This is a genomic window from Roseicyclus sp. (assembly GCF_052168335.1).
Lineage (GTDB): Bacteria > Pseudomonadota > Alphaproteobacteria > Rhodobacterales > Rhodobacteraceae > Roseibacterium.
Map to the genome: position 1 here is coordinate 1 of NZ_JBQLZP010000309.1, position 11836 is coordinate 11836.

The 11836-nt window shown below is 72.1% G+C and carries 12 protein-coding genes; 7 read left to right on the forward strand and 5 right to left on the reverse strand.

Annotation, left to right across the window (positions count from 1 at the left end):
- Window position 1: 1 nt before the first annotated feature.
- Complete coding sequence (locus ACTS11_RS09585; protein WP_442640094.1) at window positions 2-331, forward strand: DUF983 domain-containing protein; 330 nt, start codon at window positions 2-4, stop codon at window positions 329-331.
- Entirely contained in the window at window positions 304-999 is a 696-nt protein-coding gene (locus ACTS11_RS09590) for an NUDIX hydrolase (RefSeq protein WP_442640095.1), read from the forward strand. The genes ACTS11_RS09585 and ACTS11_RS09590 overlap by 28 nt, the downstream gene beginning before the upstream one ends.
- Window positions 1000-1065: 66 nt before the next feature.
- Here ACTS11_RS09590 and ACTS11_RS09595 read toward each other — a convergent pair whose 3' ends face one another.
- Genes ACTS11_RS09595 through ACTS11_RS09605 form a run of 3 tightly spaced genes read right to left on the reverse strand, consistent with a single transcriptional unit; the run spans window position 1066 to window position 3828 of the window.
- Window positions 1066-1983, reverse strand: coding sequence for an AEC family transporter (locus tag ACTS11_RS09595; RefSeq protein WP_442640096.1), 918 nt, complete (start codon window positions 1981-1983; stop codon window positions 1066-1068).
- A gap of 1 nt (window position 1984) precedes the next feature.
- A complete protein-coding gene (locus ACTS11_RS09600) occupies window positions 1985-2896 on the reverse strand; it encodes an EamA family transporter (protein WP_442640097.1) in 912 nt (303 codons plus the stop codon).
- A 50-nt stretch (window positions 2897-2946) separates the two neighbouring features.
- Window positions 2947-3828 carry a fatty acid desaturase gene (locus tag ACTS11_RS09605; RefSeq protein ID WP_442640098.1) on the reverse strand — a complete coding sequence of 294 codons (882 nt, stop codon included), beginning with the start codon at window positions 3826-3828 and terminating at the stop codon, window positions 2947-2949.
- A gap of 159 nt (window positions 3829-3987) precedes the next feature.
- Here ACTS11_RS09605 and ACTS11_RS09610 point away from each other — a divergent pair, with 159 nt between their 5' ends.
- Complete coding sequence (locus ACTS11_RS09610; protein WP_442640099.1) at window positions 3988-4848, forward strand: helix-turn-helix domain-containing protein; 861 nt, start codon at window positions 3988-3990, stop codon at window positions 4846-4848.
- A gap of 1 nt (window position 4849) precedes the next feature.
- Here ACTS11_RS09610 and ACTS11_RS09615 read toward each other — a convergent pair whose 3' ends face one another.
- Together ACTS11_RS09615 and ACTS11_RS09620 are read right to left on the reverse strand one after the other, a co-directional pair.
- Window positions 4850-5488: an SGNH/GDSL hydrolase family protein gene (locus ACTS11_RS09615; RefSeq protein WP_442640100.1), complete on the reverse strand. Its 639-nt coding sequence runs from the start codon at window positions 5486-5488 to the stop codon at window positions 4850-4852.
- A gap of 247 nt (window positions 5489-5735) precedes the next feature.
- Entirely contained in the window at window positions 5736-6782 is a 1047-nt protein-coding gene (locus ACTS11_RS09620) for an aldo/keto reductase (protein WP_442640101.1), read from the reverse strand.
- Window positions 6783-6887: 105 nt separating this feature from the next.
- On the opposite strand from ACTS11_RS09620, the gene ACTS11_RS09625 reads away from it, so the two are divergent.
- The 4 genes from ACTS11_RS09625 to ACTS11_RS09640 form a co-directional block, all read left to right on the forward strand.
- Complete coding sequence (locus tag ACTS11_RS09625) at window positions 6888-7514, forward strand: ImuA family protein (RefSeq protein WP_442640102.1); 627 nt, start codon at window positions 6888-6890, stop codon at window positions 7512-7514.
- Between the two features lie 758 nt (window positions 7515-8272).
- Window positions 8273-9493: an MFS transporter gene (locus ACTS11_RS09630; protein ID WP_442640103.1), complete on the forward strand. Its 1221-nt coding sequence runs from the start codon at window positions 8273-8275 to the stop codon at window positions 9491-9493.
- A gap of 152 nt (window positions 9494-9645) precedes the next feature.
- Window positions 9646-11355: a methionine--tRNA ligase gene (gene metG, locus ACTS11_RS09635; protein WP_442640104.1), complete on the forward strand. Its 1710-nt coding sequence runs from the start codon at window positions 9646-9648 to the stop codon at window positions 11353-11355.
- Window positions 11356-11360: 5 nt separating this feature from the next.
- A partial coding sequence (locus ACTS11_RS09640; RefSeq protein WP_442640105.1) for an enoyl-CoA hydratase/isomerase family protein occupies window positions 11361-11836 on the forward strand: 476 nt, incomplete at its 3' end.

The following is an 11836-nucleotide window of genomic DNA, read 5'->3' on the forward strand; positions in this document are numbered from 1 at the left end:
CATCGCGAAGGGGATGCGCCACCGCTGCCCCGCCTGCGGGCAGGGCGCGCTCTACCGGGGCTACCTCAAGCTCGTCCCCGCCTGCGAGGCCTGCGGCGAGGACCTGAGCCACGCGCGCGCCGACGACGGGCCGGCCTATCTCTCGATCCTCGTCACCGCGAAGGTGATGGGCACGGCGATGCTTCTGGTCTACGAGACCTTCCAGCCCTCGCCCTACGTGCTGGCGGGGACGTTCTCGGCGGGCGTGGTGGCGATGGCGCTCGCGCTCCTGCCGAGGTTCAAGGGGCTGATCGTGGGGGTGCAATGGGCGAAGCGGATGCACGGGTTCTGAACGACAGGACGGCGCTTCGGGATGCCGCGACGATCATCGTCCTGCGCGACGCCGGGACGCGGCCGCGCGTCCTGATGGGCCAGCGCGGGCGCGGCGCGGCCTTCATGCCCTCGAAATTCGTCTTCCCCGGCGGCGCGGTCGACCCGGTCGACGCCACGATCCCGCTGGCCCGGGACAGCGCGCCCGACTGCGCCCGCCGCCTCGGGGTGGAGACCGGCACGCCCGCCTCCGCCATCCTCGCCGCCGCCACGCGCGAACTCCGCGAGGAGACGGGCCTGCTCCTCGGCGCGCCCGACCCGCGCGCGGCCGAGATCGAGGCGCCGAAGGGCTGGCGCGGCTATCTCGCGACGGGGCACCTGCCGGACGGCGGCGCGCTCGAATTCGTGTTCCGCGCGATCACGCCGCCCGGCCGGCCCCGCCGCTTCGACGCGCGCTTCCTGCTGGCCCGCGCCGAGGACCTGCGCTCGGACCCCGACGATTTCTCGGGGGCGGAGGACGAACTGGAGCACCTGCAATGGGTGCCGCTCGACGCGGCGCGGGGCTTCGACATGCCCTTCATCACCGAGGTGGTGCTGGCCGAACTCGCCGCGCGGCTGGAGGGGCGCGCGCATCCGGGCGTGCCCTTCTTCGACAACTCGACCGGGATCAGCCGCTTCCGCAGGCTCTGAGGCGTCCCGCCCGGCGGAGGGCATCGCAAGTGCGTATTTTCTGAAAGATGAAAGCAGGGGCGCGTCCTAGCCCGCGAGCGTCAGCCAGACCGGCATGGCGGCGAAGGCGAGGAGCGTCTGGACGGTGATCATCGTGGCCATGAGCGGCGCGTCGCCGCCGAGCTGGCGCGAGAGCGTGTAGGCCGCGACGCCGGTCGGCAGCGCGCCGTAGACGAGGGCGACGGCCGCCGGCAGCGGCGCGAGCCCGAAGGCGGAGGCGGCGGCGAGGATGGCGAGGGGGAAGACCGCGAGCTTGCCCAGCGCCGCGAGCGCCACGGGGGCGGCGTCGGCGGTCAGGCCGCGGAGCCTCAGGCTCGCGCCGACGCAGAGGAGCATGATCGGCAGCGCCGCCTGCCCGAGGACCGACAGCGTCCCGGAGAGGACGGGGATGGGGGCCAGGCCCGCCGCGTTGAAGCCGATCGCCGCGAGGATCGACAGGATCAGCGGGTTCGTCCCGAGCGACAGGAGCGCGCCCCGGATCGGGCGACCGCCGGGGCGCGGCAGGAAGACCGCGAAGAGGCTCACGACGGTGAGGTTCACCACCGGCACGAGGAGGGCCGCGCCGAGAACGGCGAGCTGAAGCCCCTCGGCCCCGTGCAGCGCCTCGGCGACGGCGAGCGCGACGAAGGTGTTGAAGCGCCCCGCCCCCTGGATCACCGAGGTGCCGACGGCACCCCCCCGCGCGAGCCAGAGCGCCGCCGCCACCCCGAAGAGCACCGCCGCGAAGAAGCCCGCGTAGAGCGTGCCCGCGAAGCGCAGCAGCCCCTCGCCCGAGAGGTCGGCCTCGGAGATGCGCACGAAGAAGAGCGCGGGCATGAGCACGAAGTAGACCAGCCGGTCGTTGAGGTTCCAGAACTCCTCGGAGGGGATGCCGCCGCGGCGGAGCGCGTAGCCCGTGCAGATCAGCAGGAAGACGGGCGCGATGGCGAGCGCGGTCGTGAGCATCTCAGAGGCTCGCGAGCAGGATGAGGAGGACGGAGAGGACGATGAGGGCGACGCCGCCGATCTCCTTGGCGCTGGAGCGTTCGCGGAGCCAGAAGACCGAGAAGAGGAAGGTGAAGACAAGCTCCACCTGCCCGAGCGCCTTGACATAGGCCGCGGTCTGGAGCGCGAAGGCGGTGAACCAGCCGAGCGAGCCCAGCATCGAGGCGAGGCCCATGGGGGCCGCCACGCGCCAGGCGGCGGCGACGCGGGCGATCTGGCCGGGTTCGCGCCAGCCGAGCCAGAGCCCGAGGCTCGCCGTCTGCACCAGCGTCGCGGCGAGGAGCGCCGTGGCCGCGCGCAGGAGCTCGTCCCCGCCCTCGAGCGACAGGGTCGCGCCCCGGTAGCAGACCGCCGAGACCCCGAAGAGGAGGCCCGAGGCGAGCCCGTAGCCCGAGGCCGCGTTGAAGATGCGCGCGGACCACGGCAGCGCCGTCTCGCCCTTCGGCGGATCCGAGAGCAGGAGGACGCCCGCGAAGCCCACGGCGATGGCGGCGGCGACGGGGGGCGAGACGCCCTCGCCCAGCACGACGAGGCCGATCAGCGCGGTCAGCATCACCTCGGTCTTCTTCAGCGTGATCCCGACCGCGAAATTGCGCCGCGCGAAGAGCGCGACGACGCAAGCCGTCGCCAGCATCTGCGCGAGCCCGCCAGTGACGACATAGGCCCAGAAGGCGGGCGTCGCGCGTGGCAGCGGCTGGCCCGACAGCCCGAGGTAGAGGGTAAGCGCCACCGCCACCATCGGCATCGCGTAGGCGAAGCGCGCCCAGGTCGCGCCCATCGTCGAGAGGGTCGTGACCTTGAGGTGCCGCTGCAGCAGGAACCGCAGGTTCTGCATGAACGCGGCGAAGATCGTGGCGAGGACCCAGGACGGCATGGCGCCAGATTGCGCAGCGCCGCGGGGGGCACAAGCGGGAAAAGCGCGGCCTAGGGGTCGGGGTAGAGCGGATGCGGCACCGGGTCCTTGGCGCGCAGGAAGTGGCGGCGGAAGACCTCGGCATAGCTCGCGTAGCGATAGCCGTCGTTGCGGCGGAGATACTTCTCGCGGTTGTTGAAGTAGATCCGCGGCAGCCGGTACCAGGGCAGCTTGGGGTGCATGTGGTGGACCACGTGCAGGTTGTTGTTGAGGAAGAGGAAGGCCAGAAGGCCCCGGTCCTCGATGATGACCGTCCGCGCCCGCGCCCGCACATGGGCCTGGTGCTCGAGGAAGGTGCGGATCTTCAGGATCGAGATGGCGAGGTAGGCCGAGAGCAGGTAGGCCCAGAGCGGCATGGGCGAGGCCGCGGCGACGGCGAGGATCGCGGCCGTCGGCGGCAGGTGCCAGAGCCAGCCCGCGAGCACGCGGCCATCGCCCGCGCGGATCAGCCGCCAGTCCGCCGCCATGAACGAGATCTGCGCCACGACGGGACCGATCGCCATGCGCCCGAGAAGCGTGTTGTTCACCTCGAGCACGCGCCGCTTCCAGCCCGGCAGCGCGCGCCAGACCGCGGGGTCGAGGTAGTTCGTCTCGGGGTCGTCGTAGGGGTCGGTGAGCGTCGCGTCCATGTGGTGCGCGAGATGCGTGTCGCGGAAGCGCAGGTAGGGGATCGCGAGGTTGAGCGAGGGGAAGGCCAGGATCTCGCCCAGCCGCCGCTCGGAGAAGGGATGGCCGTGGATCACCTCGTGCTGGAGCGAGGCCTGGAGCGCGATGGTCAGCGCCGCGGCGGGAACGGCGAGGGCGAGCGAGACGCCCGGCAGCAGGAAGAGCGCCGCGGCCCATGCCGCGTAACACGCCGCGATCAGGAGCAGCGTGGGCCATTCGACCCGCATCGCGGGGTCTCCTCTGTTCGCGTGTCGGGGGCGCAGGCGCCCGGTCTGCCCGATCCGGACCTCGCGTCCGGTTCCATGTAACGATTACGTGACCTTGCGTTTCGGGGGCAGACGGGGTTTTCTCTCCAAGGAATTCAACAATGGTGAGAAAATTCACCGATGGTGGAAATCCTCGACAAGCGCGACCGGGCGCACCTCTTCCGCGACCGGCTGAAGATGGCGATGGAGGCCGCGGGCATGAGCCGCGCGCGGCTGGCGCAGGTCGTGGGCATCGACCGCTCGACGGTGACGCAGATCCTCGCCGGCGGCGAGGTGCGGGTGCCGGGCGGGCACGTGGTGGCGGGGCTTTCGACCGCGCTCGGGGTCTCGGCGGACTGGCTCCTCGGGCTCTCGGACCGGCCGGAGCAGGTCGGCGCGTTGCTGGCCGCCTCGCTCTCGATCTCGGAGGCGGGGCGCGCGACCGGGACCGACGACCAGATCTTCGCCTGGCACGAGGAGGCGGCGGGCTACAAGATCCGCCACGTTCCCGCGACGCTGCCCGACCTCCTCAAGACCGACGCGCTGATGCGCTGGGAATACGCGCCCGCGACGGTGAAGACGCCGGGGCAGGCCATCGCCGCGGCCCATGCGCGGCTGGAATGGCTGCGCGGCACGACGAGCGACTACGAGATCGCGATCCCCCTCCACGAGCTCGAGAGTTTCGCTTGTGGAACAGGCTATTACGCGGGACTCGACGCCGAGGTGCGGCGCGAGCAGCTCGACTGGCTCCTGACCGTCTACGAGCAGCTCTTTCCGGGCCTGCGGCTCTTCCTCTTCGACGCGCGCATCGTCTATTCGGCGCCCCTGACGGTGTTCGGCCCGCTCCTCGCCGTGCTCTACGTGGGCCACCACTACGTCACCTTCCGCGACCGCGAGCGGGTGCGCGCGATCAGCCGGCATTTCGACTGGCTGGTGCGCGAGGCCGCGGTTTCGGACCGCGACTTCGCGGGCCGCGTCGCGGCGCTCCGGCAGGCCTGCTGAGCTAGACGCGCGCGGTCTCGAAATGGGCGAGGACGGCGCGGGCGGCGGCCTCGCCGAAGGTCCGGTGCCCGTCCTCCGTCCAGTGCACGCCGTCGATGGGCGAGACCGTCACGTGCGCGCCCGCGTCGAGATAGCCGCAGCCCTGCCGAAGCGTCACGTCGAGGATCAGCTCGGGCAGCCTTTCCTGTTTCTTCTCAGCGCCTTCGAAGATGTCCTTCAGGCAGCCCGCCTCGACCACGGGCGCCGGCGAGACCAGCAGGATGTCGAGCCCCGGCACCAGCGCGCGCGCCTCCAGCACCAGCCGCTCGAGGCTCCGCGCGATGTCGGCCCCGGTGACGGAGAAGCGCGGCTTGAGGTCGTTGGTGCCGAGCATCAGGAGCATGAGATCGACGGGGACGTGGCTCATCAGGACGGCCGGAAGCACCTCGATCCCCGAGCGCCGCCCGCCCTCGACCGGGTCGTCATGCACCGTGGTGCGGCCGGGAAGCCCTTCGGCGATCACCTCGAAGTCGTCGCCGAGGCGCGCCGCCATCACGTCGGGCCAGCGCGCGCCCTTGCGGAAGCGGTCCATCCGCCCGAGCTCGCGCAGCGGCGCGGTGCCGTGGGTGTTGCTGTCGCCGTAGCACAGGATCGTGGGCATGATCGGCCTCCCTGCCTTGCCGCGCCGGGGGCCGGCGCGTCCCTTCGCGGCATCCTTGCCCCGACGCGCGGCCCTTGTCATCCGGTTCCGGGGCGGCGGCGCGGCCGGGGAGCCGCCGCCGCCGTCGGAACGGGGGTATCAGGGGGCGATGCGGACTGTCCTATTTCGATCCGAGACGCGCGAATAACTCAGCATGGTCCACTGAGGATTGCCTGAATCGAACCTCTTGCCCACTTATCCCCAAAGCTCAGAACGGCAGCGGCATCGCCTTGTGCGCGGCCTCGATATCGGCGAGCACGTCCGGCCCCAGCCGCGTGTCGAGGCCCGCGAGGATGCGCTCGAGCTGCGCCGGTGTCGTCGCGCCGAAGATCGTCGAGACCGGGAAGGGCCGCTGCACCGTGAAGGCGAGCGCCATGTGCACGATGTCGAGCCCGTGCCGCTCGGCGATGCCGAGATAGGCGTCGACGGCGGGGAAGACCCGGTCCGTGATCCGCCCGCCGAGGTTCTCGGTGCCTGCGCGGCGGCTGCCCGGCGGGATGTCCCCGCCCTGGTACTTGCCCGTCAGGAGCCCCGCGCCGAGCGGCGAATAGGCCAGCAGCGTCACCTTCTCGTTCACGGCGAGTTCGGCGAGATCGGTGTCGTAGTGCCGGCAGAGGAGCGAATACTCGTTCTGGATCGACTGCACCCGCGGCAGGCCATGCTCCTCCGACAGCCTGAGCCACTGCGCCGTCCCCCAGGCGCTCTCGTTCGACAGCGCGAAATGGCCGATCTTGCCCGCCTTGCGCGCGGCCTCGGCGGCCTCCAGCACCTCGACCATGTGGGCGAGCGTCGCGGCGCGGTCCTGCCTGGAGGGGTCGTAGCCCCAGTTCTGGCGGAAATGGTAGCTGCCGCGGTTGGGCCAGTGGAGCTGGTAGATCTCAACGTGATCGGTCCTCAGCCGCTTCAGCGAGGCGTCGAGCGCCTCCGCGAAGGTCGCGCCCGTGATGTCCTGCCCCTGCCGGACGAAGGCGGCGTTCTTGCCGGTGATCTTCGTCGCCAGCACGTAGTCGCCGCGCCGCCCGGGGTTCTTCGCGTTCCAGGTGCCGAGGATCTCCTCGGTCACGCCCACGGTCTCGGCCCGCACGGGGTTCACCGGATACATCTCGGCCGTGTCGACGATGGTGATCCCCGCCGCCAGCGCCATGTCCATCTGCCGGTGCGCGTCCGCCTCGGGCGTCTGGTTGCCCCAGGTCATCGTGCCGAGGCAGTAATCGGTGATCGTCAGGTCGGTCGAGCCGAGCGGAATGCGGCGCATGGTTCGTTGTCCCTCGCGTTTTTTCGTCGGCCGGACCTTAGGCGGCGGGGCGGCGAGGGCAAGCGGGGACTTGAGAACGAAAGCGGAACATCTATACTCGGGTGCATGGACCCGACCCGCCTCACCCGCGCCTCGCACCGCCAGGACCGGCCCTCCGTGCCGCTTCTGGGGCGCTTCCCGCTCGCCGCGGGGCGGGCGCACGAGGCCTGCGGCCCCGCGCGGCGGCGGCTCGCGCTCTGGCTGATGGCGGCCACGAAGGGCCCCGTCATGTGGATCCGCCCCGCCTGGCATCCCGACCGGCTGCACATGGCGGGCGTCCGGGTCGAGGCCGATCCCGGCCGCCTGATCTTCGTCGAGCCGGTGCGGGCGGAGGACCTCCTCTGGTCGGCGGAGGAGGCGCTGCGGGCGGGCGTCGTGCCGCTGGTCGTGGCCGACCTCACCGACCCGCCGGGGCTGACGCCGGTGCGCCGGTTGCACCTCGCCGCGGAGGCCGGGGCCGAGCGGACGGGGCGCGCGCCCCTCGCCCTGCTCCTCGCGCCCGGCGACGGCGGGGCGGCGGGGGTGGAGACGCGCTGGCGCCTCGACCCCGCCCATGAAAGCCCCGAGACGGAGGGCTGGCGGCTCGCCCGGCTCCGCGCGCGGGAGGCGCCGCCGGGCGCCTGGCGCGTGCGGCGCGGGCGGACCGGCGCGCCGGAGGTGGCGGGACAGGTGCGCGAGGCCGAGCCCGCCTGAGACACGGAGGAACCCCGCCCGGCCGGGACGGCGCGGACGGTTTCGATCGGAGCCCTTTCGGCGCCGTCGGCTCCATGGGGCGACCGCCCGGTCGAAAGCCGCTTGGGGGAAAGCCGCGGCACCCGACCCGGTCCGGCGGACGCTGCCCGGGCGGGAGCCGCTCGGGCGAGGCCACCCCGAGGAAGGGCGGCGCTCCCCAGGGCCGCTCCGTCGGGGCCACACCGGCGAAGGACCGACCCCGAGGGGACCGGTCCGGCAGGGGCTCGGCGCGCGAGATCGTCCCGCGGGACCGATCCCCGGAGGCGCCGGCCCCGAAAGGCCTTCCCTCGCAAGGCGCGCCCCCCTGCCGGGAGGCCGATTACCGCACCGAACACCCGTACGAAGGGCACAAGAATGGCGGCGCCGCCGGAAAGGCGGGTTCGTCCGTCCCCCGGAACGACCCGGGGGCCCGTGAATGCCGGCAAGACCGGTCGCGCGACCTGCGCCCTGAGCGACTGGGGCGGTCTGGGGCCGCGCGGGCCGAACCGTGGTGGTATGGGCAGGGCCGGAAGCCCCGCCCGTGGCATGCCATGGGCGGCACCCTGCCACGAACCGGTTAACATTCCCCTACGCGCCCCCTACCCGCCCCCGGCCCGCCCCGGCCGGAGGCGCGCAAAACGACCTCCATCCGGCGGAAAGGGGCTAGCGCCCGGCCCCCGCAGCGGCTTTGGTCGGGACTGCCGCCCGACACGCCACGTCCCCCCGCCCCCCGCGACCCAATGCGCCTTCTCGTCTCCTTCGCCGCCCTCTTCCTCTCGGTCGTCCTGCTCCAGCTCTCCTCGGGCGGCGTCGGCCCGCTCGACGTGCTCTCGGGCGCGGAACTCGGCTTCACCAACGGGCAGATCGGCCTCCTCGGCTCGGCGCATTTCCTCGGCTTCTTCGTGGGCTGCTGGTGGGCGCCGCGGGTGATGGGCTCGGTCGGGCACAGCCGCGCCTTCGCGGCCTTCACGGCGGCGGGCGCCATCGGCCTTCTCGCGCACATGCTGGTGGTCGACCCCTACGCCTGGGCGCTCATGCGGGCGGCGACGGGCTTCTGCGTGGCGGGCTGCTACACGGTGATCGAGGCCTGGCTCCAGGCCAAGACCGACAACGCCAACCGCGGCCGCACCATGGGCACCTACCGGATGGTGGACACCGGCGGAAGCCTCGTCGCCCAACTCATGATCGGCGTGCTCGAGCCCGCCTCCTACGTCTCCTACAACCTCCTCGGCATCCTCTGCATCGCGGCCCTCCTGCCGCTGACGCTCACCCGCACGCCGCAGCCCGAGACCGGCGACGCGCCGCGGCTGCGCCCCGGCCTCGCCTGGCGGCTCTCGCCGCTCGCGGTGGCGGGCGTGATCGTGTCGGGCGTGTCGGGCGCGGCCTTCCGCATGATCGGCCCGCTCTACGGGGCGCAGGTCGGGCTCTCGGCGGACCAGATCGGCCTCTTCCTCGCGGCCTACGTGCTGGGCGGCGCCTTCGCGCAATGGCCCGCGGGCTGGGCCGCCGACCGGCACGACCGGCGCCACGTGCTGATCTGGTTCTCGGTCGCCTCGATCGTCGCCTGCGCCGTCACCGTCGCCTCCTCGGACCTCGGCGTCGCCGCGGTCTTCCTCGCGGCGCTGCTCTTCGGGGCGGCGACCTTCCCGATCTACTCGATCTCGGCCGCCCACGCGCATGACTGGGCCGAGGACGCCCAGCGCGTCGAGCTTTCGGCCGCGCTGATGTTCTTCTACGCGGTCGGCGCCATCGTGGCGCCGCTCGCCACCTCCTGGCTCATCGCGCTCTACGGGCCGGGCGCGCTCTTCTGGTTCATCGCGGTGGCCCATGTGGGCCTCGTGCTCTACGGCCTCGTGCGGATGCGCCGGAGGCCCTCGGCCGGCGCGCGCGCCCCCTATGTCTGGATCCCGCGCACCTCCTTCCTCGTCGGCCGCATCTTCCGCAGGCACGACCCCGACTGAGCCTTTGGGGCGCGCCCCCGCCCTTTCATCTTTCCCGAAATACGCAACACGACACCTCCGCCCCGCGCCTCGGCCCGCCGCGCCGCGCCCTGCCTCTGGCCTCCGTCCCGCGCGGGCGCTAAACGGGTCGGCACAGTCAGGCGGAGGTTTCCATGGCGCGCATCCTCATCACCTCGGCGATCCCCTACATCAACGGGATCAAGCACCTGGGCAACCTGGTGGGCTCGCAGCTGCCCGCCGACCTCTTCGCCCGCTACATGCGCGCCCGCGGCAACGAGGTTCTGTTCCTCTGCGCCACCGACGAGCACGCCACCCCGGCCGAGCTCGCCGCCGCCAGGGCGGGCAAGCCCGTGGCCGAATACTGCGCCGAGATGTGGCAGGTGCAGGACCGGCTCGGGCAGGGATTCCGCCTTTCCTTCGACCATTTCGGCCGCTCGTCGAGCCCGCAGAACCACCGCCTCACGCAGCACTTCGCGGGCCGCCTCGCCGAGGCGGGGCTGATCCGCGAGGTCTCGGAGAAGCAGATGTATTCCAGGGCCGACGGCCGCTTCCTGCCCGACCGCTACATCGAGGGGACCTGCCCCAACTGCGGCTACGACAAGGCCCGCGGCGACCAGTGCGAGAACTGCACCAAGCAGCTCGACCCGACCGATCTCATCGACCCGCGCTCGGCGATCTCGGGGAGCACGGACCTCGAGGTGCGCGAGACCAAGCATCTCTACCTCCGCCAGTCCGCGATGCGCGACCGTCTGCGGGAATGGATCGACGGCAAGGCCGACTGGCCGGTGCTCACGACCTCCATCGCGAAGAAGTGGCTCGACGACGGCGAGGGGTTGCAGGACCGGGGCATCACCCGCGACCTCGACTGGGGCATCCCGGTGAAGAAGGGGACGGAGGACTGGCCCGGCATGGAGGGCAAGGTCTTCTACGTCTGGTTCGACGCGCCGATCGAGTACATCGCCTGCGCCGCCGAATGGGTGGACGCCGGAAAGGGAGAGGATTGGGAGCGCTGGTGGCGCACCGACAAGGGCGCCGAAGACGTGCGCTACGTCCAGTTCATGGGCAAGGACAACGTGCCCTTCCACACGCTGAGCTTCCCCGCGACGATCCTGGGCTCGGGCGAGCCCTGGAAGCTCGTCGACTACATCAAGTCGTTCAACTACCTGAACTACGACGGCGGCCAGTTCTCGACCTCGCAGGGCCGCGGCGTCTTCATGGACCAGGCGCTCGAGATCCTGCCGCCCGACTACTGGCGCTGGTGGCTTCTCTCCCACGCGCCCGAGACCTCGGACAGCGAGTTCACCTGGGAGGCGTTCCAGCAGGACGTGAACAAGGACCTCGCGGACGTGCTGGGGAACTTCGTCAGCCGGATCACCAAGTTCTGCCGCTCGAAGTTCGGCGAGGTGGTGCCGGAGGGCGGCGACTACGGGCCGAAGGAGGCCGAGGTGACGGCCGAGCTGGCCGAGCGCCTCGCCCGCTACGAGCGGCACATGGACGCCATCGAGATCCGCAAGGCGGCGGCGGAGCTGCGCGCGATCTGGGTCGCGGGCAACGAATACCTGCAGGAGGCGGGCCCCTGGACCGTCTTCAAGACCGACGAGGCGCGGGCCGCCGCGATCACCCGCTTCGCGCTGAACCTGATCCCGTTCTACGCCAGCCTCTCGGCGCCCTTCATCCCCGACGCAGCGGCGAAGATGGCCGAGGCGATGGGCGTCGACCTGGCCTGGCCCGAAAGCGCCGAGGCGGCCCTGTCCGCCCTTCCGGGCGGGCATCCCTTCACCGTGCCGGACGTGCTCTTCGCCAAGATCCAGGACGAGGAGCGCGCGGACTGGGCGACCCGCTTCGCGGGCGTCCGGACCTGACGGCGATGGGCGTTTCGGTCGGGATCGCGGACGGCATCGCGACCGTCACGCTCTCGAACCCGCCGGTCAACGCGCTGAGCCACGCGATCCGCGAGGGGCTGGCCGACGCCGTCGCCCGGCTCGAGGCCGACGCGGGCGTGCGCGCGGTGATCCTCACCGGCGCGGGCGGCAGCTTCATCGCGGGCGCCGACATCCGCGAGTTCGGCCAGCCGCCGCGCGACCCGTCCCTGCCCGACGTGGTGCAGAGGCTCGACGGCGTGCGCAAGCCCTGGGTCGCGGCCATCGCGGGCGTCGCGCTCGGCGGCGGGCTCGAGGTGGCGCTCGGCTGCTCGCACCGGATCGCGGCGCGGGGCGCGAAGCTCGGCCTGCCCGAGGTCAATCTCGGGATCATCCCCGGCGCGGGGGGCACCGTCCTCCTGCCGCGGCTGGTGCCCGCCGACCGGGCACTGTCGCTCATCGCGGGCGGCAAGCCCGTCGACGC